The following is a 23126-nucleotide window of genomic DNA, read 5'->3' as shown; positions in this document are numbered from 1 at the left end:
TTCCAGCGTGGAAGACGCGTCAGCCCGCTTGCCCTGCCCGGACGATTCCATTGAGTCTATGTGACACGATTAGGGTAAAAAACGTATTGGTCGCGAGAACGTCACGGCTCCAAGGGAAACCAGCCGGACGAGACCCCCTTCCGCCGGAGGTGCCAGCGTTGGCGGACCTCAGCGCCCTCGACGTCGAGTTCGACGACGGCGTCGAACAGCGGTTCGAGCATCCGATTGATCTCGTCCTCGCGGCCGCCGGGAGACCAGACGTGGACCATCCCGTTTCGCGCGCGGACGTGAGACGTCATGACGTGGAGAAACCGAAACACGTGGTCCCGCTCGTACCGCGAGAGGAGCGACGGCAGACAGTCGAACGCGACGCGGAGTTCGGCCGGAGAGAGCCCCCCGGCGAGGCTGTCGAACTCGGTCACGTCGGTCGCGAGTTCCGCGCCGAGTTGGCCGAGGCCACCGCTCACCCGGCGTTCGCAGGTCTCGACCGCAGTCGGGACGGCGGCCGACGGTGACGATGACGCCGCTGCGCTCCGTTCGAGCGTCGAGTACCGCACCACGCGGGTCCACTCCTTCGAGCGTTGGATGTCCGTGTCGAGGCGGGTGTCGAGCGGCGTCGAGTCGTTGAGAACTAACAGGCGGCGTCGCGGCTCGTCGGGAGCGCCGAGCATCTGCTTGGACGCGCGTGAGTAGAGTTCCGTCGGAACCGACCCGACGACGAGGAGTGCGCTCCCTCGTCGCTTGAGGTCGTCCAGCCCGAGTTGGAACGTGGACGTGTCCTCCGTCACGGCGATGTCCGTGTCACCTCCCGAAACCATTCGTGTTGCACGAGGAAACCATATTTAATAATACTTTGCGTGTTGGTCTCTCGAAATGTGTCACCATGTGTCATTATTGATGGTGAACTCTGATTGGGGCGTGTTCGGCCGTTTCGACCGCCCGAGACGGCGGGTCAGATTACCCCGTCGCCCGGACGGTCAGCACGGGCACCGGCGCGGTCCGGACGACGCGCTCGGTGACGCTCCCGAGGAGCACGCGTTCGACGCCCGTCCGGCCGTGCGTCGCCATCGCGATGACCTCCGCGCCGTGTTCCGTCGCGTAGTCGAGGATGGTCTCGTGGGGCGCGCCCCGCCGCACGGCCCCGACCGTCTCGATGCCGCGGCTCTCGCCGCGTTCGACGACCTCGTCGACGACGCGTTGGCCCTCCTGCTCCAGCGTTTCGAGGACCGTCCCGCCGATGATACCCGCGTTGTCCCGCGTCGTGTTCACGACGAACAACACGTGTACCGTCGCGTCGTACCGCTCCGCGAGGTCGAACACGTGCGGTATCGCCTGTTCGGCCGCCGGACTCCCGTCGACGGGGAGCAGGATTTCCTCGTACATCGCTGGATGTACGCGCCCTATCTGTGTGAATCCTTCGCACACACCGGTGCGCCGCTCGTTCGGTCAAGAAACGGAGTTACCGGCAGGTCGGGGCTGACGGCCGGGGCGGGGCAGGACGTCTCAGTCGCTGACGTACGCCTCGATACGGTCCATCGCCTCGCGGAGTTCGCGCATCCCCGTCGCATAAGAGACTCGAAGGTGGCCCTCGCCGCCCTCGCCGAAGACGCTCCCCGGAACGAGCGCGACGTTCTGCTCTTCGAGGAGGCCCTCGGCGAACGCCTCGTCGTCGCCGTCGGGGGCCTCGGGGAAGACGTAGAACGCGCCTTTCGCCTCGAAGCAGTCGAGTCCCATCTCCTCGAAGCGGGCGAGGACGAACCGCCGGCGGCGGTCGTACTCGCGGCGCATCTCGTCGACGGAGTCGTCGCACGACCGCAGCGCTTCGAGCGCCGCGTACTGCGCCGTCGTGGGCGCCGAAAGCATCGCGTACTGGTGGACCTTGTTCATCGCGTCGATGGCTCCGGGCGGCCCCATGGCGTAGCCGAGCCGCAGCCCCGTCATCGCGTAGGCCTTCGAGAAGCCGTTGAACACGATGGTCCGCTCGCGCATCCCGGGATGGGTGGCGATGGAGGCGTGGTCGTCCTCGTACCGGAGGTCGGAGTAGATTTCGTCGGAGAGCACGACGAGGTCGTGGTCCCTGACGAACGAGGCCACGTCGGCGAGTTCGTCGTCGGACATCACCGCGCCGGTCGGGTTGTTCGGGTAGCAGAGCACCAGCACGTCGGCCTCGTCGGCCCCGGCGGCTTCGAGCGCCTCGGGGGTGAGCGTGAACTCGTCTTCCGCGCGAGTCGGTACCGGCAGCGGTTCGCCGCCGGCGAAGATGGCTCCCGGCGTGTACGAGATGTACGACGGCTGGGGAATCGCCACCACGTCGCCGGGGTCGACGAACGCACGGAACGCGAGGTCGACGGCCTCGCTCGCACCCGTCGTGACGATAATCTCGTCTTCGGGGTCGTACTCTTGGCCATAGCGGGTGACGCGCTCCGAGATGGCCTCGCGGAGTTCGCGCATCCCGCGGTTCGACGTGTAGGAGGTCTTGCCGCGTTCGAGCGAGTCGATGGCGGCGGTCCGGGCGGCCCACGGCGCGGAGAAGTCGGGTTCGCCGACGCCGAGGGAGATGACGTCGTCGACCTCCTCGGCGAGTTCGAAGAACTTCCGAATCCCCGACGGCGGCACCTGTTTGACGCGGTCCGAAAGCTGGTCGCCGAGCGTCATGGCGACACTGAGAGCCGGTCGTCGTCGTCGCCGTCGCCGAGTTCGATGCCCTCCTCCTTGTAGGAGTCCATCACGAAGTGCGTGACCGTCTTCGTGACCTCGGGGATGGGGGCGATGCGCTCGGAGACGAAGTTCGAGACGGCGTGCATCGACGCGCCCTCGACCTCGATGAAGAAGTCGTAGTCGCCGGAGACGAGTCGCAGCGTGGCGACTTCGGGGAACCGCGCGATGCGGCGGGCGATCTCCTCGTAGCCCGTCTCGCGGTCGAGTTCGACGTCGACTTCGACCTGCGCCCGGACGTGTTCCTCGTCGACGTTGTTCCAGTCGACGACCGCCTGGTAGCCGCGGATGACCCCGTCTTCTTCGAGTTCCTCGAGCGCTGCTGCCACTGCTTCGGCGTCTGCGCCCAGCTGGCGGGCGATGTCATCTACGCTCTCGCGAGCGTCGTGACGCAGCAAGTCGAGCAGTGACTGCTTGTCCATGGACAGTCCGTTGCAGGCATCCGTAAAATGGTTTGCCCAACCGGGCGGAATTGTCGTGTCACACAGTGTCATGCGACGGTCGTCGTCGCCGACCCGTCCGGCGGAACACTATTCCGCCGCCGGCGGAAACGTGTCCGCCATGAACACCGAGTTCGATTGGCTCACCCTCGACGACGACGAAGCGGTGCTCTGGGCCGACACCCCGCATCCCTACAGCCTCGTGCCCTCCTTCATCGTCGGCGTCCCGCTCTCGCTCGTCCTCGTGGGCATCCCGCTTCTCGTCGGGTCGTACCTCTCGCACAAGAACACGAACTACGTCGTCACGTCCGACGCGCTCTACCGGAAGTCGGGCGTCCTCTCTCGGAGCGTCCAACGCATCGAGTTCGACAAGGTCCAAGACACCTCCTACAGCCAGACGTTCCTCGGCGCGCAGTTCGGCTACGGCTCCGTCAACATCAGCACCGCCGGCGGGAGCGGCATCGAGATGAGTTTCCAGAACGTCGCCGACCCGCAGTCGCTCCAGACGCTCATCAACGAGCGAATCAAGCACCGGGCCGGACCGGAGACCGACGCCGAGGGGAAGGCCGCCGTCCTCGACGACATCCTGACCGAACTCCGCGCGATTCGGCGGGCCGTCGAAGGCGACGAAGGGGTCGCCGCGGGCGACGACAGTCCCGACGGGGACGGAACCGAGTCCGCCTCCGGCGCGTCGGCCGACGCGCTCGAACCGAGCGACTTCGAGTTCGACGCGACGACCGACGAGCGATGACGGGCGGCGATTCGAGCCCCGCGGACTCGCCGTCCGAGCGCGCCGCGACTGACTCGGCGGCCGGCGACGCCGATTCTGCGACCGCCGCGGCCATCGACGACTGGCTGGCCCGCGGCGACGACGAGACCGTCCGCTGGGCGGGTCGCCCGCGGATACAGACCGTCATCCCCGCCGCGGTCGTCGGGGGCGCAATCGCCGTCGTGGCCGTCGCCGTGTCCGTCGTGAACGACGCGCCGGCGCTCGCACTCGTGGCCCTCGTCGGACCCCTCCTGCCGGCGTGGTCGTACCTCCGCGTCACCAACACGCGCTTTGTCGTCACCGACAGGGCGCTCTACCGGAAGTCGGGCGTCCTCTCTCGGACCGTCCAGCGCGTCTCCCTCGACCGCGTCCAGAACAGCGCGCTCTCGCAGGGCGTCGCGGGGTCGCTGTTCGGCTACGGGACCGTCTCGGTCGAGGCCGCGGGCGGCGGCGCAATCCGCTTCGAGGACGTTGACGACCCCGGTGCCGTCCGCGACCGAATCGAGGGTCGGGACGACCGCGATGGCGACGAACTCCCCGGCACGGTCGAGCAGTGGGTCGCCGTCCGCGACGAGGTGCGGGCGCTCAGGGCGGCGGTAGACGGTAAGGAAAAACGGTAGTTTTCGGTTCGCGGCGCGGGTTTCCGTGCGTCAGTCGTCGTCCGCCGCCGGAGCGGCGGGACCGGGCTGTGCCGTGCCGTTCCCCGAGAAGCCGACGCCCGCGAGGACGAAGGCGAACAACACGAGCGGCGAGAGGTAGCCGAACATGTAGTACGGGGCGTACTGGAGGGTCGAGACGCCGAGGACGCCGGCCATGTACGCGCCGCCGGCGTGCCACGGGAGGAGCGCACCGGTCGGGGTCCCGGCGGACTCGATGGCTTGCGAGAGGTCCGAACTGTCGAGGCCGAACTCGTCGTAGGTGTCGCGGAGCGTCATGCCGGGGACGACGATGCTCATGTACTGCTGGGCGGTGAGCGCGTTGGTCAGCATCGCCGAGACGCCGGTGGAGGCGACGAGCAGGCGCGGGCTCCGAATACCGCGCTGGAGGCGGTGGGCGAGGACGGCGAGCACGCCGGTCTGTTCGAGCAGGCCGCCGAGCGTCAGCGCCGCGACGACGACGGCGATAGTCCACGCGGAGCCGGAGACGCCGCCGGAGGCGAGCAGGCTGTTGACGAGTTCGGAGCCGGTTTCGGGGCCGGTGCCGCTCATGAACGTCTGCCACGCCGTGACGAACGACGCGCCCTGCACGAGGATGCTCGTGAACGCGCCGGCGAACGCGCCCGCGAGGAGGACCGTCAGCGCGGGGTAGCCCGCCGCGGCGAGGCCGAACGTGACCGCGAGCGGCAGGAACGCGAGGAGCGTGATGTCGTACGAGGAGGCGAGGGCGGTCTGAATCTCGGCGATTTGGCCGGCCGGAATCGCGCCGGTGATGCCGAGGCTGAGGAGGACGAAGCCGACGAGCGAGAGGCCGAACGCGACGGCCGTCCCGCTTCGCATCGCGCGGATGTGGTCGTAGAGGTCGGTGTTCGTGACGGCGGCTGCGAGGTTCGTCGTGTCGGACAGCGGCGACTGCTTGTCACCCGCGTACGCGCCGGAGAGAATCGCGCCGGCCGTCATGGGCTCGGGGACGCCGAGCCCGGAGCCGATGCCGATGAAGGCGACGCCGAGCGTGCCGACCGCGGTCCACGACGAGCCGATGGCGAAGGTGGCGATGCCGACGAGGAGCGCCGTGGCGGGGAGGAACACCTGCGGCGACAGCAGGTCGAGACCGTAGTACATCAGCGCCGGAATCGTCCCCGCAGCGACCCACGTCGAGACGACGCCGTAGATGACAAACAGGATGAGAATCGCCTGTAGCCCCATCGCCAGGCTGCGTTCGATGCCCTCGTAGAGGTCCTCCCAGGTGTAGCCCCAGACGAACCGTCCGAGGAGGCCGACCAGCGCGATACTCCAGATGAGCGGGATGTGCGGGTCGAGTCCCAACCACGCCGACCCGAGACCGAGGAAGGCGACGAGTCCGAGCACCGGAACGAGTGCCTGTTTCAGCGTCGGGCGCTGCTCCGGGGCGATGTCGTCGTACGACCGCGGTGTGTACCTATCAGTTCCCATCGTAGCTCGACAAATAACTCCAGAGCATAAAATTGTGTCGTGTTATGCTTAAAGTGCATTGTTATGCAATGACGTACTTTCGTTTGACAATATAATTCCCGACAGTAATCCTGAGGGCGAGTCGCCGCGGGCGGTCGCTCCGAACAGTCACGTATTCCGATAGGTCGATATTTCGGAACGTGTCAACAAATAGGGAAACAGCCATACCGGAGGCGCGCCACGGGTCGGGCATGGCCCTCGACGAGTTCTTCTTGTTTCCCCTCGGGTTGATCGCCCTCTTGGGGGCGGTCCCCCTCGTCATCCTCTATCTGCTGCGGCCGGAGCCGGTCCGGCGCACCCTCCCGACCTTCCGGTTCCTCGCGGACTCGGCGGGACGAAACGCGTCGAACCCGATCTTCGACCGCCTGCTCCGGAGCCTGCTCCTCCTCATCCAGCTGCTCGCGCTCGTCGCGCTCGTCGGCTCGCTGGCGACGCCGTACGTGATGGTTCCCGAGTCGGAGACGGTCCAAGAGACCGTCCTCGTCGTGGACACGAGCGCGAGCATGGGCGTCCGCGACGGCGGCGGGACTCGATTCGACAGCGCCCTCGCGGCGGCGCGAGACGAGGTCTCCGGCACGACCTCAGTCGTCGCGGCGGGGTCGAACGCGAACGTGGTGCTCCGCCGGGGGAGCGCGACCGACGCCCGCGCCGCCCTCGACGGCCTGCGCGCGAGCGCGGCACCCAGCGACCTCCGCTCCGCGATTACCGCCGCCGCCTCCATCGCCGGCGAGGACGCCCGCGTCGTCGTCCTGAGCGACTTCGCCGACGACTCGCCGTGGAGCGACGCGGTCCGCGAGGCCCGCGCCCGCGGCCTCGTGGTCGAACTCCGGCAGTTCGCGGGCGGCGGACAGGGCAACGTCGGCATCGTCGACCGGCGCTTCTCGGGCACGAACGTCACCGTGACGGTGAAGAACTACGGCGACTCGGCGGCGACTCGGACGCTCTCTCTCGCCGGCGTCACACGGGAGGTCCGGATGGACCCCGGCGACGTGACGACCGCGACGCTTCCGGTCCCCGCGGGCGGCGGACGCGCCGAACTCTCGCCGGGCGACGCCTTCCCGACCGACGACGCGCTGTACGTCGCGGCCCCCGAGGACGCCTCGGTGGACGTGCTCGTCCTCACGAACGACGAGAACCGCTACCTGACGACCGCGCTGTCGGTCATCCCCGAGGTGTCGCTGACCGTTGACAACCCGCCGACGGCGGTCTCGACGAACTACGACGTGGTCATCTACAGCAACGTCAACCCCGGTCGCCTGCTCTCGGGCAACGTCGAGGCCGGCCGCGAGGTCGTCGCCGACGGCGGCGGCGTGGCGATTCAGGCACAAGAGGAGTCGCCGAACTACGGCGACCTGCAGCTCGTCTCGCAGGCGAGCATCGAGACGAACCCGACCATCGGGACCGTCGAGAGCCACGAGATAACCCGCGACATCACCTTCCCGCCGCCGACCGAGTACGTTGCCGGCGACCTCCGGTCGGGTCAGTCGCTCGTGACCACGACCGGCGGCACCTCGCTCGTCGCCGTCGAGCGCCGCGGGGGCGGCCGCGTCCTCTACTACGGCTTCATGGAGGACAGCTCGGCGTTCAAGTACAACTACCAGTACCCCGTGTTCTGGAAGCGCTCGGTGTTCTACCTCGCCGGGCGCTCGACGCTCTCCGAGCTGAACCGGGCGACCGGCGGGTCGCTCGCGGCGGGCGCGAACCAGACCGTCGAGACGCCCGCGGGCGAGGCGACCGGCCCGGAGGTCCGCCTCGCCGACGCCGGCTTCTACCGCGTCGGCGACGAGCGGTTCACGGCGTCGCTCCTTAGCGAGGCCGAGTCCGACGTGGTCGCCGCGCCGCTGGATGGCGAGTCGGCCCCCTCGGACTACCCGACGCGGGTCGAAGAACGGAGTGTTCCCGACCCGCTCACCGAGTGGGCCGCGTTAGTCGCGCTCGCGGCGACGATGCTCGAATTGGCCTACCTGCGCCGGCGGGGTGACCTCTGATGGCGGCGTTCGGCTCGGCGTCGGCCGCGCTGACAGCGCTCGACGCCGTCGCCGCCGCGACGACGCCCCTCGCGTGGACGGTCGAGGCCGCCGGACGGACGCTCGGCATCCAGCGCCCCCTGTTCCTCGTCGCGCTCCCCGTGGCCGCGCTCCTCGCGTGGGCGCTCATCTTCCGCGGGGCCGACGGGACGGCCGGCGGGCGCTCCCGGCGACTCCTGTTCGCGTCCCGGTTCCTCGTCGTCGTCCTCTTGGTCGTCGCGGCTGCGGGGCCGTACACTATCACGACCCGGATGACCGACGGCGACCCGCAGGTGACGCTCCTCGTCGACGACTCCGACAGCGCGGCCGTCACCGAGGACGTGGCGTCGCAGCTCGCGGCGGACATCGAAGCGGAGGGCGTCCCCGTCACGACCTCGACGGTCGCCCGCGGCGAGGAGTCGCCCATCGGCGACGCCGTCGCGGCCAACCTCAGACCGGACGGGACGGTCGTCCTCGTCTCGGACGGGCGGGTCACCTCGGGGCGGAGCCTCGCGTCCGCGACGACGCTCGCCCGCGACCTCAACGCGACCGTGAGCGCGGTCGCGCTCGAACCGACCGAGGCCGAACACTACGTCACCGTCAGCGGCCCGTCGAAGACCAGCGTCGGCGTCGAGAACGCGTTCCTCGCGCAGGTCGACGGGGTCGTTCCCGAGGGCACCGAGGGCGCGACCGTCGAACTCGTCGTGGATGTCGACGGCGAGGAAGTCGCCCGCGAGGTGGTCAACACCACCGGCGGCGTCGAGTTCTCCCAGACGTTCGAGACCACCGGGACCCACCGCGTCACCGCTCGCATCGAGAGCGACGACCGCTTCCAGACGAACGACGTGTTCCGCAAGACGGTCCGCGTGGTCGAGCCGCCGCGGGTGCTGTACGTCTCCCGGGGGGACTACCCGTTCCGCGACTACCTCTCGGAGCTGTACGACGTGGAGACCGCCGAGGCCGTCCCCGCGGACCTCTCGTCGTACCACGCCGTCGTCTTGCAGGACATCCGCGCCGAGGACGTTGGCAACACCGACTCGCTCCAGCGGTTCGTCATCGACGGCGGCGGTCTCCTGACCGTCGGCGGGCGCAACTCGTTCGAAAACGGCGGCTACGACGGGTCGAGCCTCGCGTCGATGCTTCCGGTCACGACCGGCGAGGGCACGTCCCAGCAGACGAACCTCGTCTTCGCCATCGACGTGTCCGGTAGCGCGGAAAGCGGCATGCGCGTCCAGAAGTCGGTCGCGCTCGACGCGCTCGACCAGCTCGGCGACGAGAACCAGGTCGGCATCGTCGGCTTCAACTACCGTGCCTACGAGGTCTCGCCGCTCCGCCCGCTCGGGCCGAACCGCGAGTCGACAGCCGACCTCATCCGCCGGCTCCAGTCCGGCGGCGCGACCGACATCTCCGTCGGCCTCGAGGGCGCGGCCCAGCAACTCGGCGACAGGCGCGGGACGATTATCCTCATCAGCGACGGACACGACCGGTTCCAGGACGCCGCGAGGGTCGCGGACCAACTCGGCCGCGACGGGGTCCGCGTCATCACCATCGGGACCGGGCCGAGCCCGAACGAACAGACCCTCCGGACCATCGCGCGGGCGTCCGGCGGGAACTACCTCAGGGCCGACGAGACCGACCGACTCCGCATCCTCTTCGGCGGGTCGAACCGCCAGTACGCCGGCGACGGCCTCACGGTCGTCGACCAGAACGACTTCGTCACCGCCGGCGTCGAACTGACCGCGAACCCCGGCAGCGTCAACGACGTGTCGGTCAGGAGCGGCGCGAACTTCCTCGTCGCGGCCGACGACGGGACCCCCGCAGTCGCCTCGTGGCGCTACGGCCTCGGCCGCGTCGCCACCATCACCACGTACGCGGGCGACGGCACGCTCGACGGCCTGCTCCGGAGCCCCGACTCGCTCCTGCTCACGAAGTCCACGAACTACGTCATCGGCGACCCGGAGCGGAAGGCGACCGGCGTCGCCGAGGTGGCGGACACCCGCGTCGACCAGCCGACGACCGTCGTCTACCGCGGCGGCGAGCGCCCGCGGGGCGTCGAGGGGCTGTCCTTCTCGGCGGTCGATTCCGGGGTCTACGAGGCGACGGTCGTCCCCACGGAGACGGGCTACCGGAACGTGCTCGACACCGCCTTCGCGGTGAACTACCCCGCCGAGTACGCCGGGTTCGGTCGGTCGGCCGCGCTCGAAGCCGCCGTCTCCGACAGCGGTGGGACGATGTACGACCCCGAAGACGCGACCGAAATCGCCGCCTCCGCTCGCGACAACGCCGCTGGCGTCCAACCCGTCCGCGACGACTGGGCGGCCGCGTTCGTCGCCGCCGCGTTCCTCCTCTACCTCGCCGAGGTGCTCGTCCGGCGTCTTCAAGTGTATCGGGGTCGAACGCAAAGTGAAGGTGGTCTGATATGAGTTCCCTGGGTCGGTCCCTGAATCTCGGTCTCGTCCTCGTCGTCGTCCTCCTCACCGCCGGAACCGTCGGCGCGACGATGTTCTACCAGTACTCGGTCGATTCGCTCGACCAGCAAAACGAGCAACTGCGCGAGCGAAACGAGGCGCTGGAACAGGACCTCTCGCAAACTCGACAAAACTTGTCGGCGACGCGGGCGGAGCTACAGGAGCTGAACAGCAGTCTCGAACGCACCCGCGGCGACGTCTCGCAGGTCGCGAACAATCTCGAAGACACGGAGTCACAGCTCGAATCGACCCAAAGCGAGCTGTCGTCGACCCGGAACGAACTCCAGGAGACCGAAAGCAATCTCCGAGACGCCCGCAACCGTATCAGCGAACTCACGGCGACGCTCGACGAACTCGAAGAACAGCGCAACCGGCTCGAAAACCAGATAGACGACCTCGAAACGGATAACGAGGAACTGGAGGAGACGAACGCCGAACTGGAGACCCAGATAGAGACGCTCCAGTCCGACATCGACGACCTCGAAGACCGGGTCGACGAACTCGAAGCCGACCTCCGGCGGGCCTGTTCCGAGTTCGAAGACGGCAACGAACCGGCGGTGTGCAGCGGTGTCTGAATCACCTCCGCCCGAACCGGGCACCGACGGCAGCGGCGTTCCCGACGCTGCCGACACGTCAGACGCACCCGACACGGCCGCCGGCTCGGAATCGGGAGCGACCCGCCGGGAGGCCATGGCCGACGCCGTCAGCGAGGTCCGCCACGAGGCCGCGAAGGCCGCCGTCGTCTCCAGCGTCGTCGACGCCGCGGTCGCGACGCTGTTGGCGAACATCGCGTTCCGAGTGGTCGCGTTGCCCGTCCAGTCGTCGGTGTCGCTCGGCTTCCTCCCGCGGGTCGACCCGGCCGTCTCGGTTCACGTCGCCGTCCCAATCGCCCTCGCGGTGGGCCTCCTCGTCGGTGTCGCGGAGTACCTCATCCTGATGCGGGTACCGCCGGTCGAGCAGTTCGAGGCGGTGAATCCCTCGGTCGCCGAGGCGCTCCGGACCGCCCGCGACCTCGTCGCCGACGAGGGGAACCCGAACCGCGACTCGCGCATGTCGGTCGCGCTCTACGACGACGTGCTGTCCCGCTTGCGGGAGTCGTCGTCGGTGGAGCTCCTGCCGACCCGCCGCATCGTCGGCGCGCTGCTCGTCGCCTTGCTCCTCTCGGCGGGGAGCATCCAAGTCGCCGTCTCGGACATCCAGTTCGAGGGGCTCGCCGGCGACGGCGGGCCGGCGGGCGACAGCCTCGACCAACCCGACGAGGAGACGGGGCTCCAGAACGGGAGCTCGATTCTCGGCGACCCCGAGGACGTGGACGCCGGCTCGGAGCAGTTGAACGCTACCGTCGCCGGGACCGGCGGGAGCGGCGACGGACCAGAGTCGTCGGCCGCGGCTTACGACTCGACCGGTTACGGCGGCGACAGCGCCGTCGAGAGCCAGCGCGCCGGCTACCTCGCCGACGACACGCTCGAAGAGGCCGACCTGATTCGCGACTACACCCTGAAGATACGAGAGAACGAAGATGAGTGACAAACGAGACTGGCTCGGAGACGACGGACAGCAGACCGCGGCCGAAGGTGATATCGCGGTCGAAACAGACGACGACCTCAGCATCGAGGACCTCCAGGCGAGCGTCGCGGCGGTCAAAGACGAGGTCGGAAAGCGCATCATCGGCCAGCACGACGTGGTCGAACGACTCCTCGTCTGCGTCCTCTGCGACGGCAACGCGCTGCTCGAATCGAACCCCGGACTGGGGAAGACGACGCTCGTGCGCGCCCTCTCGGACGCGACGGACCTGCAGTTCTCGCGGGTGCAGAACACGCCCGACCTGATGCCCTCGGACATCACGGGCACCGAAATCATCCGCGAGACGCCGGACGGTCGGGACTTCGTGTTCGAGCGCGGGCCAATCTTCGCCAACGTCGTCCTCGCCGACGAGATAAACCGGGCGACGCCGAAGACGCAGGCCGCGCTCCTCGAAGCCATGCAGGAAAAGCAGGTGACCGCCGCGGGCGAGACCTACGAGCTTCCGGACCCGTTCTTCGTCCTCGCGACGCAGAACCCCATCGACCAGGGCGGCACCTACCCGCTCCCCGAGGCGCAGACCGACCGCTTCCTGATGAAGATTCTCGTCGGTTACCCCGAGTTCGACGAGGAGCGGTCCATCGTCAAGCAGTACGCCGAGGGCGGCGCGTCGCCCGAAGTCGAGCGCGTCCTGCCGCGGACCCACCTGCTGGCGGCCCAACGGCTCGTGCGGCAGGTCCCCATCTCCGACGACATCCGCGACCGGACCATCGAACTGGTCCGCAAGACCCGCGAAGACGAGCAGGTCGAGTTCGGCGCGAGCCCCCGCGCGAGCATGGCGCTCGTCCTCGCCGCGAAGGCGCGGGCGTTCGTCCACGGGCGCACCCACGTCTCGTGGGAGGACGTGGTCGAGATGGCCCCGCCGGTCATCAGACACCGCATCATCCTCGACTTCCGGGCGGAGCGCGAGGGGCTCGACCCCGACGACGTGATTGCGCGGCTGTTGAACGAGTGACGAACCGATGATAGACCCCGGCTTCCTCGACGAACTCGACCGCTTCGACACCTCGCTGAAGCGCGTCTCGAACGCCCGACGGCAGGGCGACCAAGAGTCGCCGGACGTGGGCGAGGGGCTCACCTTCAGCGACCACCGGCGGTACGCCGCCGGCGACGACCCGCGGCTCATCGACTGGAAGGTGTACGCCCGGACCGAAGAGCTGTTCATCAAGCGGTTCGAGGCCGAGCGGAACCTGACGGTCCACGTCCTCCTCGACGCCTCGGCCTCGATGGACTTCGGTGAGGGCGACACGAACAAGTTCGAGTACGGCGCGAAGCTCGGCCTCGGCTTTTGCCACCTCACCGCCGAGGAGAACAACGACTTCCGCTTTTCGCTCCTCGGCGACCTGCCCGACCGCATCGACACCGACGCGTCGAGCCGCGGCGAGGTGCTTCGGCTCGTCGAGCGTCTCAACGAGACGACGCCCGGCGGCGACGGCGACATCACGGCCGCGCTCTCGACCTACGCCGAGACCATCCGCTCGCGGTCGCTCGTGGTGGTCGTGAGCGACCTGCTTTTCGACCCCGACGACGTCGCTTCCGGCCTCGCCGCGCTCGCGCGAAACGACGTGCTCGTCGCGCAGGTGCTCACCCCCGAGGAACTCGGCCCGGAGGCGACGGGCGACGCCATCTTCGAGGACCCCGAGTCCGAGGCGACCCGCCGGACCTACTTCGGCGGGTCGGCGGCGCGGCAGTACACGGACCGACTCCAATCGCATCTCGCGGCGGTGGACGAGCGGTGTCAGGCGCTCGGCATCGAGCGCGAACTCGTCGACACCGGTGCGGACTTCTTCGACACGTTCGCCGACCTCTGGCTCGGCGCGCGCCTCGGCGGGGAACGTCGCGGCCGCGGCTAATCCGACTCCGGGACCAACATCGCCGCGGACCGCGGGCTTTTCACGAATTACCCCCCATTGGCCGGTGTGACGGAGACACAGGAGCGGCGCGTGGTCGGCCTCGTCGCGGGCTCGCACGTCGTCAACCACGCCTACCTCGTCGCGCTCGCGCCCGTCATCGGCCTCGTCGCCGACGACTTCGGCGTGAGTATCGCCGCCGTCGGCCTCGCCATCGGCGTTCAGGGCGGGGTCGTGACGCTCCTGCAACTCCCCTTCGGCTACCTCTCGGACGCGCGGAGTCGGACGCTCGTCCTCGCTGTCTCGCTCGTCGTCGGCGCGGTGGGAATCGTCGCGACCGCGCTCGCGCCCTCGTACCGGTGGCTCCTCGCCTCGCAGGCGCTCCTCGGCGTCGGCATCGCGGGCCACCACCCCGCGCACTACCCGCTTTTGGCGACCGCCTCCTCGGAGACGAACCGCGGGCGGGCGTACTCGCTGCACGCCCTCGGCGGGTCGCTCGGCTTCGCCGTCTCGTACGCCATCGCGGCCGGCGTCGGCGCGCTCGGGCTCGGCTGGCGCTGGACCGTCGCGGCCATCGCCGTCTTCGGCGCGGCGTTCGCGCTCGTCGCGCTCCCAGTCGCCCGCGGCTTCCCCGAGCGAATCAAGAAGCCGGCGGCGGAGGACCGCCCGTCGTCTCGCCCCACGCTCGCGGGCGTTCGGCGGGGCGCGTCGGCACTCCTCTCGTCGGCGGGGCTGATGGGCCTCGCGCTCCTCTCGTTTCTCACCTCGGCGGCCGCGTGGTGCATCCGGACGTACTCGCCGCAACTGCTCACCGCCGGCTACGACCTCGCGCCGGGGACGGCGAACCTCCTCGTCTCGGGGATGCTCGTCGTCGGCGCGGGGACGATTCTCGTCGGCGGCGCGCTCACCGACCGCGTCGGCCCCGGAACCGTCGCCCTCGGCGGCTACGCCGCGCTTGCCGGACTGGCGGCGCTCTTGGCCAGCGGGTCGCTCCCGCTCGCGCTCGTCGTGTTGATTCTCCCCTTCAGCGGGACCATCAGCGTCTCCCGGCCGGCGCGGTCGACCCTCGCGGACCGCCTCTCGGAGCGCGCCGACCTCGGCAAGAACTTCGCCGTCGTCACCATCGGCATCTCGCTCGGCGGGGCCGTCGCGCCCCCAGCGTTCGGGGCGCTCATCGACCTCGCCGGCGTGCGCGTCACCTTCGGCGTCGTGACGGTCCTCGGCCTGCTCTCGTTCGGGCTGACCCGGTGGCTCCTCGGCCGGGTCGACGGGTCGGCGCGGCGGCCGCAGGCGGCCCCGAGCGACTGACGGCGGCGCGTTCGCTCGCGGCGGTCACTCCGGCGCTTCGTGCTCAGTACTCGTCCCCTCGACCCACGAGCACCCCGAGCGCGATGCCGACGACCGCGCCGAACCCGGCACCGAACGGCCCCAGAAACGCGAACCCCGCGCCGCCGAAGGCGAGCGCCGGAACGAACACTGCAATCGGCGAGACAGTAGCGGACATATCCGCGATTCCGTCTCCGCGGCGATAGTTCTATTGACACTTCGGCGTCGACGGAGCTTGGGGGTGCCGTCGGTTCCCTTCTCCGGCCACGTTCATGATGCCAAGAATCCATAACTAAGCCGCTGTCTGCCGTCTCTCCGAGCGGTGGTAGAAATGGCTGCAACATCCGAGAAAGAACAACAGCACCGAGCGTCGTTCCTGCGCGTGGCGGACGAACTGTGGAACAAACGCGACTACGAGGTCATCAGAGAGGAGTACGACCCGCTGGTCGAGGTCCACGCCTTCTCTGACCCCGACGGCATCATCGGGACCGACGCGGTCGAGGAGTGGGCGCGGCGGTACCACGACGCCTTCTCCGACTTCCACGTGGAACTGTTCGACGTGGCGGCGCGAGACGACAGCGTGTACGCACGGTATCACCTGACCGGCACCCACGACGGGACGCTCCGAAGCGCCCGCGGCGACATCCCCGCGACCCACCGCAAGATGGACACGTGGGGTATGGTACAGGCGCGCTACGAGGGCGGACTGTGCGTCGAAGAGTGGAACAGCACCGACATCATGACCATGCTGTCGCAACTCGGCGTCGCTCCCGAGTGAGCCGACCGAGTCGCGAAAAACGACCGTTTTTGGACGCCTATCCGGACCACTCGCCGCGAACGTCGTCGGCGACCGCGTCGCGCCACATGCCGAACCCCTGTTGACAGATGGGGCTCTCTTCGAGGTGGTCCATGAACCCCTCTCCTTCGCTCTCCAGTTCGTCGAGACAGAACGGACACCGAGTCGGGTCGTCCCACGTGTGCGCGATGACCGAGGGTTGTACTTCCTGAGACATACACACCAATATGCGATAATACTTGATAAAAATTTGCACGTGGGCTGTATATGGTCTCCTTCGTCTACTTGAAACCATATTTTGTACTTGATTCTAAACTGAGTTCCCCAGTTCCGTCCCCGTGTTATTCCGGCTCGTTCACGCGGTTTCGACCCCGAATCGTAACCCTATACACGACTCGGACCTCGGTGTTATCCGTGAACTACATCTCGTGGGCGGTCGTCGCGCTCGGGGCCTACTCCCTCGTCGCGCCGCTGATGAAAGTGGCGACGACGGGACAGGGGAAGATTCCGAGCGACGTGGCCGCGCTGGTCGCCAACACCGTGCTCGTCGTGGGAACCGTCGGGGTCATCGTCGTCTCCGGGCAGAGCGTCACGGACTCGGTCGTGAGTTCGAAACTCCCCTACGTCCTCGCCGCCGGTGCCTGTCTCGCGGTCGGCATCCTCTCGTACTACCGGGCGCTCGCGCTCGGCCCCGTCTCCATCGTCGCCCCCATCTTCGGGATGTTCCTCGCGATTTCGTCGGTCGTCGGCATCGTCGCGCTCGGCGAGCCGCTGACGGTTCGTAAGGCGGCCGGTATCGCCTTCGCCGTCCTCGCAATCGCCCTCGTCTCCATCGACTGAGGGGCGTCACGGAGCCGATGAAGGCGACGCGGAACTGCCGCGGGCCAACCGCTTTTGATGCTCGCGAGCCAACGCGCTGACATGGTACTCCTGGAATCCGACTCCGAACTCGAACGCGGCGACGCCGCACCCGACTTCGAACTCCCCGGCACCGACGGCGAGACGTACTCCCTCTCGTCGTTCGCCGACTACGACGCGCTCCTCGTCGTCTTCACCTGTAACCACTGTCCGTACGCGAAGGCGAAGTTCGAGGAGCTGAACCACCTCGCGAGCGCCGACGACGACCTCGCGGTCGTCGGCATCAACCCGAACGACGCCGAGGACCGCCCCGAAGACTCCTTCGAGAAGATGCAGGAACTCGTCGAGGACGGCACGATTGGGTACACCGCCTACCTCCGCGACGAGTCGCAGGTGGTCGCCGCCGAGTACGGCGCGGTCTGCACGCCCGACCCGTTCCTCTTCGAGAACACCGGCGACGGCTTCGAACTCGCGTTCCACTCCCGCATCGACGACGCGATGAGTCCCGACGACGAGGTGACCGACTACGAGATGCGCACGGCCGTCGAGGCGCTCCTCGCCGGCGACGACATCCCCGTCGAGGAGTCCCCCTCGCAGGGCTGTTCCATCAAGTGGAAAGACCAGTAAAATAGCGCACTCGGAACCGGTTCGAACGACTGGCGGACGGCCCTACTCGTCGCCGAGGAGGGCTTCCCGGGCGTTCTCCACCGCGGCTTCTTTCTTCGCCGGGTAGGCCTCGACTTTCGCGCGGAGGGTGAGCCCGCCGCCGCGGCGGGCCTCGCCCTTGAACGCGGCCTGTTTGTCCAACCGCAGGAAGAACTCCGTGTTGTCCGTGACGCGCTGGTCGAGTTCGTCGAGGAGCGTCTCGAAGTCGGGGAGGTCGCGAATCTTGGCGAGGACGTGCCGCACGTCGTTGGCGCGCTCGACGCGCGCGGAGAAGACGATGATGCGGTCGCCGTGGTGGCCGGTGCTCTCGACGCGGTCGACATCGAACTCGTCGGGGAGGAACGTCCGCAGCGCCTCCTCGACCCGTTTTTCGTCTTCCGTCTCGTAACAGAACGTTCGGAGGTCGATGTAGTGGAACGGAACGCGTGGCATAGTGGGTCTAAGAGGCGTCGGTCGGTGTCGGTCGCTTACTCTTCGTCGGCTTCGTCGGCTTCGTCGTCGGCGTCGGCGGCTTCGAGCTGGTCCTGCGCGATGCCGACCTCCTGGCCCTCGTCGAAGCTGATGGTGTAGGTCGGCTCGCCGAACATGCTCTCGATGACCTGCGTGACCGTACCGGTCTCGCCGTCGAACTCGCTGTGCTTGTCGTGCAGAACGACCTTGTCGTCTTTCTCGAAGCTCATACGCACAGGTTCCGCGTCACCGGATAAAAGGGCGATGATTGGCCGCGAACTCGCCGGCTCCACCTTGCGACGGCGCGTGTCGAAGCCGATTTGTGGAGCCGCGCCGAACCGTGAACTATGCCGAGTCGCCCGCTCGCTCATCGACCGCCGGTTGCGCGCCGATGACGGTCGACGACCTGTGGTTCCTCGCCGACGAGGCGCGACAGCGCGCCGAGCAGGCGTACCACCGCCTGCGCCGGAGCCACGCCGACGCCGACTACCTCGAACCGGTCCACACCCGCCGCGTCTCCCGCCCGCGGTTTCGCACGCTCGCCGCCCGCGTGAAGTCCACGGGGACGCCCTACGGCGTCCACACCGTCGTCCGCCGCCGCGACGACGAGATACTGCTCGTCCGCCACGAGGGCGTCGGCCTCTGGGTCCTCCCCGGCGGCGGCGTCGACGGCGACGAGGGGTTCACCGAGGCCGCCCGGCGCGAACTCGCCGAGGAGGCCGGTATCACCGCCGACTACGGCGGTCTCGCGATGGCCACCCGCGTCGACATCCGCTGCGACGGCCACCAGACGTGGGGCGTGATGCCCGTCTACCGCGCCCGCGCCGACGAGGCCGCGGAGCTCAGCGTGAACGACCCCGACGAGGAAATCTCGGCCGCGCAGTGGTTCCGCGTCTCGGAGCTCCCGCCAGACACCCGCGACCGCGACGACCTACTGTCGTGGTACGACCACGTCGCCGGCGACTGACCGGGCCGCCGGCTCAGTCGGTCGGTTCCTGCGCGTCTTCCGCGTCCTGCACAGCTCCTGTTTCGCTCTCGTCGGCTTCGACGCGTTGGCCCCAGAACCCGGGGTACTTCTCCACCCAGAGGTCGCCGAGGACGACCGTCTGGCACGCGAGTCGGAGCCCCGAGTCGGAGTCGTGCGGTGGGAACCGGAGCCGGCGGCGCTCCTTTTTCGTCCGATAGGTCACGGGGCCGCGAACCCGGACGGCGCAGGTGCCACACGAGCCCCCGCCGCGGCAGTTGAACCAGGACGAGTGACCGTTGTGCGGCGGCTCGCCGGCCGCTCGAAGCACGTCACGGAGCACGTCCCCGCGGTCGCACGCGATTTCCCGGCCGCGAAAGTGGACGGTTGGCACGTGTTGGGTGACGCCACGCGAGGCTTAAGCGGTGTCGTTCGAGCGGCGACGGGGAGGGCCGGCAAAGGGCCGCCGACCGTCCACCGCCGCGCCGCCGCGGTTCCCGAACCGAACCACGAAAAGCGGCAATGGCGTCCGAAACTCCCCGATTCGCCTCGGAGAATCTAAGTTCGTCCGTCCCCGAATCCGACCATGCGCAACACACGACGCGCGTACCTCGCCGCCACGGCGGGTGCGCTGACGCTGGGAACCGCCGGCTGTCTCGGCGGCGGAAGCGGCGGTTCCGGCGACGAAGCCGTCGCCGCCATCGGTTGCGAGGTCCCCGCGCGCGACACGGTCGATTCGCTCCCCACGCCCGTTATCGGGGCCGAGGACGCGAGCGTCGTCGTCGACGTCTGGGAGGACTTCGCCTGCCCTCACTGCGCGACGTTCGCGGTCGACGTCGCCCCGCAACTCCGGTCCGAGTACGTCTCGGAGGGCGTCGTCCGCTACCGCCACCACGACTTCCCGATTCCGGTCGACGACTGGTGGTCGTGGAAGGGCGCTTCGGCGGCCCGCGCCGTCCAGGACGAGGCCGACGACGAGACCTTCTTCGACTTCGCCCACACGCTCTACGAGAACCAATCGGAGTTCACCGGCGGCGACGCCGAGGGCTCGCTCTCGACGCTCCGGTCGCTCGCGGACGACGCCGACCTCGACGGCTGTTCGGTCGCCGCGGCCGCCTCCCGGGAGCGTTACCGCCCGCTCGTCGAGGCCGAGCGGACCGAAGCCGTCGACGAGCGCGGATTCCAGGGGACGCCGACCGTCCTCGTCGACGGCGAGCAGGTCGCGCCGCGGTGGTCCGACCTCCAGAGCGCCGTCGAGAACGCCCGGTAATCGGATTCGACGCCCACACCACCTCTCGCGCGGGATTCGCGCACGACACCAGCGATGCTTTACGGCGAGATTCACTAGCCACGAGTATGCACGCGACGCGACCGCTCCGCCGACGCCGACGAGGTGACGACCGGTGAGACGACGCGCCCTCCTCTCTCTTCTCGCGGGCGCGGGTGTCGCCAGCCTCGCTGGCTGTCTCGGCGACGGGTCCGCACCCGCGGAGGCGACTGAGACGGCCGAGACGACCGCCGGAACGACTTCGGAGAGCGCGTCGTCCGGGTCCGGCGACCTCCCGCTCGTCGTCGACACCGTGGAGGCGCAGGGGTCGTCGGCCGGCGAGGCTCGAATCCCGGCGGACGGGACGCCGACCGTCCTCGACCTCTTCGCGACGTGGTGTGCGCCCTGCGTCGCCCAGATGGAGTCGCTTCGGACGCTCCACGAGGAGTTCGGCGACGACGTGGCGTTCGTCTCGGTGACGAACGAGCGCCTCGGGGGCGGCCTCACGATGGACGACATCCGAGAGTGGTGGGCGGAACACGACGGGAACTGGACGGTCGGCCACGACCCCGAAAGCGCCCTGATGCGCGCGGTCCGCGCGAACGGCCTCCCATATCTCGTCGTCTTCGACGCCGACGGCTCGATAGCGTGGACGCACCGCGGCCTCGCCAGCGAGGAGAACCTCCGCGCCGCCGTCGAGGACGTCGCCTGATGCCCGGGTTCGGTCTCGGTCCCGTGCTGGGACTCGACCCCGGATTCGCCGGCACGCTCGCGTTCGCCGTCAGCGCGGGCGTCGCCACCTTCTTCGCGCCCTGCGCCTACCCGCTTCTCCCGGGCTACGTCGGCTACTACCTCTCCCGCGAGGAGGCCGACCTCGGCGGTGCGGCCGTCCGCGGGTCGGTCGCATCGCTCGCCGCGCTGGTCGTTCTCGGCGCTATCGGGAGCGCGCTCGCCGTCGTCGGCGGCCGCATCGCCTCGCACCTCGCGCTCCTCGAACCGCTCGTCGGCGCGGCGCTCGTCTGCTTCGGCGTCCTCATGTTCACCGGTCGCGCGCCGAGCCTCCACGTCGTCCTCCCGGAGTACCGGTCGTCCGTGACCGGCTTCGCCGTCTTCGGCGGGGTGTACGGCCTCGCGGCGGCCGGCTGCGTCGTCCCGATTTTTCTCGGCGTCGTCACGCAATCGCTCGCGCTCCCGACCCCGCAGGCGGTCGTCTCGCTCGGAGCCTACGCCGCCGCCGCGGCGCTCCCGCTGGCGGTCGTCACCGTCGCGGCCGCGCTCGGCGACGGACTCGCCCGTCTGTTTTCGGGTTACGTCGGATGGATTCAGAAGGTCGCCGCGGTCGCGATGGTGCTCGCCGGTCTCTGGCAGATTTGGCTGGCGCTGTCGTTCTTGGGACACGTCTGAGGGCGCGACTGGCTGAACACGTAACCGGGGGCGCTCGCCTCAGTCGTCCAGCCCCGGAACCTCGCCGGTCGGCGTCGGCAGCGACCGAATCTCCCGCGGCGGCACGAGGAAGTTGCCGCGGCGCTTGACGAAGATGTACTCTAAAATCCCGTTGTTGACGCGCTGGCGGACGGTCGGCACGTCGGTCAGGTCGGTGCCGTTCATCGCCTCGCGGACCGCCTCGAACTCGGAGATGCCGCGCTGGAGCGACGGGAAGTGCAGGCTCGCCACGCCGTCGTCGGCCGACTCGAAGTGCCGACGGAGCAGTCTGACGTTGCCCTCGTCGTCGCGGTTGGCGCGGGCGGCCTTCTGGGCGTGGCCGACGTGGCCGAATTCGAAGGCGTCGTCGCGGAGGCTGTCGAGCATCGCGTCGATGCCGCTGTCGTCGCCGAGGTTGTCGCCGACGCCCTCGACGAGTCCCTGTTCGGCGTGTTCCGGCGAAAATAGCTTCATGACCCGGTGGTAGCGGTCTTCCTCGTCGTACCAGTCCGAGAGGCGCTGGCGGACGTTCGCCACGTGCTTCGTGGTCGCGCCCGCGAACGGCCCGTCGTCGATGGTGACGTACTCCTCGGTGGCCTGATTCTTGGCGAAGCCGGCTTTGAACCCCATGAACAGCGGCGACTCCTCGGGGACGGGGTTCCCGTCGGGGATGCCGTTCAGGTCGGACTGGTGTTCTGCCGGGAGGCCGGCCCCGACGAAGCCCGTCCGTCTGGAGGCGACCGAGAAGACCCCCGAGAGGTCGGCGTCGACGGCGATGCCGTTGGCCTCGTCGACCTCGCCGAGGAGCGCCTGCTCGGCTTCGAGGACCGCGTCGGCGCGGTCGGACGCGAGGTGGACGAGCGCGTCCTGCCGGTCGAACTCGGGCGTCTCGAAGGGCGACAGCGCCCGCGGTTCGGGCAGGTCCACACTCGCCGGGAGCGGGTCGTCGAAGCGGTCGAAGTACCGCGGGGAGTAGGCAACCGACCAGATGACTCCCTCGTGGCGCCGCTCGTAGGCGCGGTCGAGGACGCGGAAGGCGTTCTCGACGGTCTCGCGGTCGGTCTCGGCGGGCGGTCCCTCGCCAGCGAGGTCGAGGTAGAGAAGCACCTGATGCCGAGGCATCTCGACGTTGCCGTGGTCGTCAGCCCGGCAGAACTCGTTCCACGCGTGCTGTCTGCTCGGGAGCGTCTCGAACGCGTCGGTCCCCGCCGGGACGGGGTCGTCCGGTGCCCTGTCGAGGCAGGCGGAGAGCGCCGCCGCGCCGCCGGCGGCGACCGCGGCCTTCAGGAACTCCCGGCGGGACGGAGACCCGTCGAACATACCTCGGCTAAGGACCTCGCGGGGAAGTCCGTTCTGGTGTGTGCGTCGAAGATTTCGCCGCGGTCGTGCGGAACGAGAACA

General features: G+C 68.9%; 27 protein-coding genes. 16 read left to right on the top strand and 11 right to left on the bottom strand.

What is annotated here, in order from left to right; translation table 11 throughout:
• Window positions 1-101: 101 nt before the first annotated feature.
• From C457_RS06490 to C457_RS06475, 4 genes are all read right to left on the bottom strand, one after another.
• A complete protein-coding gene (locus C457_RS06490; protein ID WP_008093002.1) occupies window positions 102-818 on the bottom strand; it encodes a DUF7504 family protein in 717 nt (238 codons plus the stop codon).
• Between the two features lie 139 nt (window positions 819-957).
• On the bottom strand, window positions 958-1383 hold the full coding sequence (locus C457_RS06485; protein ID WP_008093000.1) for a universal stress protein: 426 nt from the start codon (window positions 1381-1383) through the stop codon (window positions 958-960).
• 120 nt (window positions 1384-1503) lie between these two features.
• Window positions 1504-2655, bottom strand: coding sequence for a pyridoxal phosphate-dependent aminotransferase (locus tag C457_RS06480; protein ID WP_008092998.1), 1152 nt, complete (start codon window positions 2653-2655; stop codon window positions 1504-1506).
• The gene (locus C457_RS06475; protein WP_004977292.1) at window positions 2652-3137 is read right to left on the bottom strand and encodes an Lrp/AsnC family transcriptional regulator; all 486 of its coding nucleotides are present in this window, start codon (window positions 3135-3137) and stop codon (window positions 2652-2654) included. The genes C457_RS06480 and C457_RS06475 overlap by 4 nt, the downstream gene beginning before the upstream one ends.
• Before the next feature lie 139 nt (window positions 3138-3276).
• On the opposite strand from C457_RS06475, the gene C457_RS06470 reads away from it, so the two are divergent.
• Both C457_RS06470 and C457_RS06465 read left to right on the top strand, forming a co-directional pair.
• The gene (locus C457_RS06470; RefSeq protein ID WP_049913433.1) at window positions 3277-3906 is read left to right on the top strand and encodes a PH domain-containing protein; all 630 of its coding nucleotides are present in this window, start codon (window positions 3277-3279) and stop codon (window positions 3904-3906) included.
• Window positions 3903-4544: a PH domain-containing protein gene (locus C457_RS06465; RefSeq protein ID WP_008092992.1), complete on the top strand. Its 642-nt coding sequence runs from the start codon at window positions 3903-3905 to the stop codon at window positions 4542-4544. The genes C457_RS06470 and C457_RS06465 overlap by 4 nt, the downstream gene beginning before the upstream one ends.
• 30 nt (window positions 4545-4574) lie before the next feature.
• Here C457_RS06465 and arcD read toward each other — a convergent pair whose 3' ends face one another.
• On the bottom strand, window positions 4575-6032 hold the full coding sequence (arcD, locus tag C457_RS06460; protein ID WP_008092990.1) for an arginine/ornithine antiporter ArcD: 1458 nt from the start codon (window positions 6030-6032) through the stop codon (window positions 4575-4577).
• 230 nt (window positions 6033-6262) lie between these two features.
• On the opposite strand from arcD, the gene C457_RS06455 reads away from it, so the two are divergent.
• The 7 genes from C457_RS06455 (at window position 6263) to C457_RS06425 (ending at window position 15284) form a co-directional block, all read left to right on the top strand.
• Entirely contained in the window at window positions 6263-8059 is a 1797-nt protein-coding gene (locus tag C457_RS06455) for a vWA domain-containing protein (RefSeq protein ID WP_008092988.1), read from the top strand.
• A complete protein-coding gene (locus tag C457_RS06450) occupies window positions 8059-10500 on the top strand; it encodes a VWA domain-containing protein (protein WP_008092986.1) in 2442 nt (813 codons plus the stop codon). The genes C457_RS06455 and C457_RS06450 overlap by 1 nt, the downstream gene beginning before the upstream one ends.
• Window positions 10497-11120, top strand: coding sequence for a hypothetical protein (locus C457_RS06445; RefSeq protein ID WP_008092984.1), 624 nt, complete (start codon window positions 10497-10499; stop codon window positions 11118-11120). Before C457_RS06450 ends, C457_RS06445 begins: the two co-directional genes overlap by 4 nt.
• Complete coding sequence (locus C457_RS06440) at window positions 11113-12072, top strand: DUF7502 family protein (protein WP_008092982.1); 960 nt, start codon at window positions 11113-11115, stop codon at window positions 12070-12072. The genes C457_RS06445 and C457_RS06440 overlap by 8 nt, the downstream gene beginning before the upstream one ends.
• Window positions 12065-13081: an AAA family ATPase gene (locus C457_RS06435; RefSeq protein ID WP_008092980.1), complete on the top strand. Its 1017-nt coding sequence runs from the start codon at window positions 12065-12067 to the stop codon at window positions 13079-13081. The genes C457_RS06440 and C457_RS06435 overlap by 8 nt, the downstream gene beginning before the upstream one ends.
• A 7-nt stretch (window positions 13082-13088) precedes the next feature.
• The gene (locus C457_RS06430) at window positions 13089-13979 is read left to right on the top strand and encodes a DUF58 domain-containing protein (RefSeq protein WP_008092978.1); all 891 of its coding nucleotides are present in this window, start codon (window positions 13089-13091) and stop codon (window positions 13977-13979) included.
• A 66-nt stretch (window positions 13980-14045) separates the two neighbouring features.
• Window positions 14046-15284 carry an MFS transporter gene (locus tag C457_RS06425; RefSeq protein ID WP_008092976.1) on the top strand — a complete coding sequence of 413 codons (1239 nt, stop codon included), beginning with the start codon at window positions 14046-14048 and terminating at the stop codon, window positions 15282-15284.
• A gap of 43 nt (window positions 15285-15327) precedes the next feature.
• Here C457_RS06425 and C457_RS20580 read toward each other — a convergent pair whose 3' ends face one another.
• A complete protein-coding gene (locus tag C457_RS20580) occupies window positions 15328-15480 on the bottom strand; it encodes a hypothetical protein (RefSeq protein WP_162832765.1) in 153 nt (50 codons plus the stop codon).
• 153 nt (window positions 15481-15633) lie between these two features.
• On the opposite strand from C457_RS20580, the gene C457_RS06420 reads away from it, so the two are divergent.
• Window positions 15634-16080 carry an ester cyclase gene (locus tag C457_RS06420; protein ID WP_004977317.1) on the top strand — a complete coding sequence of 149 codons (447 nt, stop codon included), beginning with the start codon at window positions 15634-15636 and terminating at the stop codon, window positions 16078-16080.
• Between the two features lie 37 nt (window positions 16081-16117).
• Here C457_RS06420 and C457_RS06415 read toward each other — a convergent pair whose 3' ends face one another.
• Entirely contained in the window at window positions 16118-16315 is a 198-nt protein-coding gene (locus tag C457_RS06415; protein ID WP_004063678.1) for a DUF7501 family protein, read from the bottom strand.
• Between the two features lie 197 nt (window positions 16316-16512).
• Between C457_RS06415 and C457_RS06410 the strand changes: the two genes are divergently transcribed.
• Both C457_RS06410 and C457_RS06405 read left to right on the top strand, forming a co-directional pair.
• Window positions 16513-16938, top strand: coding sequence for an EamA family transporter (locus C457_RS06410; protein ID WP_008092972.1), 426 nt, complete (start codon window positions 16513-16515; stop codon window positions 16936-16938).
• An 81-nt stretch (window positions 16939-17019) separates the two neighbouring features.
• Window positions 17020-17583 carry a thioredoxin family protein gene (locus tag C457_RS06405; protein WP_008092970.1) on the top strand — a complete coding sequence of 188 codons (564 nt, stop codon included), beginning with the start codon at window positions 17020-17022 and terminating at the stop codon, window positions 17581-17583.
• 42 nt (window positions 17584-17625) lie between these two features.
• On the opposite strand, the gene C457_RS06400 is transcribed toward C457_RS06405, so the two are convergent.
• A complete protein-coding gene (locus C457_RS06400; RefSeq protein ID WP_004977322.1) occupies window positions 17626-18054 on the bottom strand; it encodes an RNA-binding protein in 429 nt (142 codons plus the stop codon).
• A gap of 35 nt (window positions 18055-18089) precedes the next feature.
• Window positions 18090-18302: a hypothetical protein gene (locus tag C457_RS06395; protein ID WP_008092969.1), complete on the bottom strand. Its 213-nt coding sequence runs from the start codon at window positions 18300-18302 to the stop codon at window positions 18090-18092.
• A 161-nt stretch (window positions 18303-18463) separates the two neighbouring features.
• Between C457_RS06395 and C457_RS06390 the strand changes: the two genes are divergently transcribed.
• Window positions 18464-19039, top strand: coding sequence for an NUDIX hydrolase (locus C457_RS06390; RefSeq protein WP_008092967.1), 576 nt, complete (start codon window positions 18464-18466; stop codon window positions 19037-19039).
• Between the two features lie 13 nt (window positions 19040-19052).
• Here C457_RS06390 and C457_RS06385 read toward each other — a convergent pair whose 3' ends face one another.
• Complete coding sequence (locus C457_RS06385) at window positions 19053-19430, bottom strand: 2Fe-2S iron-sulfur cluster-binding protein (protein WP_008092965.1); 378 nt, start codon at window positions 19428-19430, stop codon at window positions 19053-19055.
• Window positions 19431-19622: 192 nt separating this feature from the next.
• On the opposite strand from C457_RS06385, the gene C457_RS06380 reads away from it, so the two are divergent.
• The 3 genes from C457_RS06380 to C457_RS06370 all read left to right on the top strand — a co-directional run bounded on the left by C457_RS06380 (window position 19623) and on the right by C457_RS06370 (window position 21707).
• The gene (locus C457_RS06380) at window positions 19623-20306 is read left to right on the top strand and encodes a DsbA family protein (RefSeq protein ID WP_008092963.1); all 684 of its coding nucleotides are present in this window, start codon (window positions 19623-19625) and stop codon (window positions 20304-20306) included.
• Window positions 20307-20439: 133 nt separating this feature from the next.
• Window positions 20440-21015 carry a TlpA family protein disulfide reductase gene (locus tag C457_RS06375; protein WP_008092961.1) on the top strand — a complete coding sequence of 192 codons (576 nt, stop codon included), beginning with the start codon at window positions 20440-20442 and terminating at the stop codon, window positions 21013-21015.
• Window positions 21015-21707 (top strand): cytochrome c biogenesis CcdA family protein, encoded by a 693-nt coding sequence (locus C457_RS06370; RefSeq protein WP_008092959.1) that lies wholly within the window; start codon window positions 21015-21017, stop codon window positions 21705-21707. Before C457_RS06375 ends, C457_RS06370 begins: the two co-directional genes overlap by 1 nt.
• A 39-nt stretch (window positions 21708-21746) precedes the next feature.
• Here C457_RS06370 and C457_RS06365 read toward each other — a convergent pair whose 3' ends face one another.
• Window positions 21747-23045: a DUF7405 family protein gene (locus C457_RS06365; protein WP_008092957.1), complete on the bottom strand. Its 1299-nt coding sequence runs from the start codon at window positions 23043-23045 to the stop codon at window positions 21747-21749.
• Window positions 23046-23126 lie beyond the last annotated feature (81 nt).

The sequence above is a fragment of the Haloferax prahovense DSM 18310 genome (assembly GCF_000336815.1).
In the GTDB taxonomy this organism is placed as follows: Archaea; Halobacteriota; Halobacteria; order Halobacteriales; family Haloferacaceae; genus Haloferax; species Haloferax prahovense.
The sequence above is the reverse complement of the archived record's forward strand: the minus strand, read 5'-3'. Positions and strand labels throughout refer to the sequence as shown.

Excerpts from the sequence above, each read along its gene's own strand:
- C457_RS06490 (WP_008093002.1), bottom strand. The coding sequence starts at position 818 with ATGGTTTCGGGAGGTGACACGGACATCGCCGTGACGGAGGACACGTCC.
- C457_RS06485 (WP_008093000.1), bottom strand. The coding sequence starts at position 1,383 with ATGTACGAGGAAATCCTGCTCCCCGTCGACGGGAGTCCGGCGGCCGAA.
- C457_RS06480 (WP_008092998.1), bottom strand. The coding sequence starts at position 2,655 with ATGACGCTCGGCGACCAGCTTTCGGACCGCGTCAAACAGGTGCCGCCG.
- C457_RS06475 (WP_004977292.1), bottom strand. The coding sequence starts at position 3,137 with ATGGACAAGCAGTCACTGCTCGACTTGCTGCGTCACGACGCTCGCGAG.
- C457_RS06470 (WP_049913433.1), top strand. The coding sequence starts at position 3,277 with ATGAACACCGAGTTCGATTGGCTCACCCTCGACGACGACGAAGCGGTG.
- C457_RS06465 (WP_008092992.1), top strand. The coding sequence starts at position 3,903 with ATGACGGGCGGCGATTCGAGCCCCGCGGACTCGCCGTCCGAGCGCGCC.
- arcD (WP_008092990.1), bottom strand. The coding sequence starts at position 6,032 with ATGGGAACTGATAGGTACACACCGCGGTCGTACGACGACATCGCCCCG.
- C457_RS06455 (WP_008092988.1), top strand. The coding sequence starts at position 6,263 with ATGGCCCTCGACGAGTTCTTCTTGTTTCCCCTCGGGTTGATCGCCCTC.
- C457_RS06450 (WP_008092986.1), top strand. The coding sequence starts at position 8,059 with ATGGCGGCGTTCGGCTCGGCGTCGGCCGCGCTGACAGCGCTCGACGCC.
- C457_RS06445 (WP_008092984.1), top strand. The coding sequence starts at position 10,497 with ATGAGTTCCCTGGGTCGGTCCCTGAATCTCGGTCTCGTCCTCGTCGTC.
- C457_RS06435 (WP_008092980.1), top strand. The coding sequence starts at position 12,065 with ATGAGTGACAAACGAGACTGGCTCGGAGACGACGGACAGCAGACCGCG.
- C457_RS06430 (WP_008092978.1), top strand. The coding sequence starts at position 13,089 with ATGATAGACCCCGGCTTCCTCGACGAACTCGACCGCTTCGACACCTCG.
- C457_RS20580 (WP_162832765.1), bottom strand. The coding sequence starts at position 15,480 with ATGTCCGCTACTGTCTCGCCGATTGCAGTGTTCGTTCCGGCGCTCGCC.
- C457_RS06420 (WP_004977317.1), top strand. The coding sequence starts at position 15,634 with ATGGCTGCAACATCCGAGAAAGAACAACAGCACCGAGCGTCGTTCCTG.
- C457_RS06415 (WP_004063678.1), bottom strand. The coding sequence starts at position 16,315 with ATGTCTCAGGAAGTACAACCCTCGGTCATCGCGCACACGTGGGACGAC.
- C457_RS06405 (WP_008092970.1), top strand. The coding sequence starts at position 17,020 with ATGGTACTCCTGGAATCCGACTCCGAACTCGAACGCGGCGACGCCGCA.
- C457_RS06400 (WP_004977322.1), bottom strand. The coding sequence starts at position 18,054 with ATGCCACGCGTTCCGTTCCACTACATCGACCTCCGAACGTTCTGTTAC.
- C457_RS06395 (WP_008092969.1), bottom strand. The coding sequence starts at position 18,302 with ATGAGCTTCGAGAAAGACGACAAGGTCGTTCTGCACGACAAGCACAGC.
- C457_RS06390 (WP_008092967.1), top strand. The coding sequence starts at position 18,464 with ATGACGGTCGACGACCTGTGGTTCCTCGCCGACGAGGCGCGACAGCGC.
- C457_RS06380 (WP_008092963.1), top strand. The coding sequence starts at position 19,623 with ATGCGCAACACACGACGCGCGTACCTCGCCGCCACGGCGGGTGCGCTG.
- C457_RS06370 (WP_008092959.1), top strand. The coding sequence starts at position 21,015 with ATGCCCGGGTTCGGTCTCGGTCCCGTGCTGGGACTCGACCCCGGATTC.
- C457_RS06365 (WP_008092957.1), bottom strand. The coding sequence starts at position 23,045 with ATGTTCGACGGGTCTCCGTCCCGCCGGGAGTTCCTGAAGGCCGCGGTC.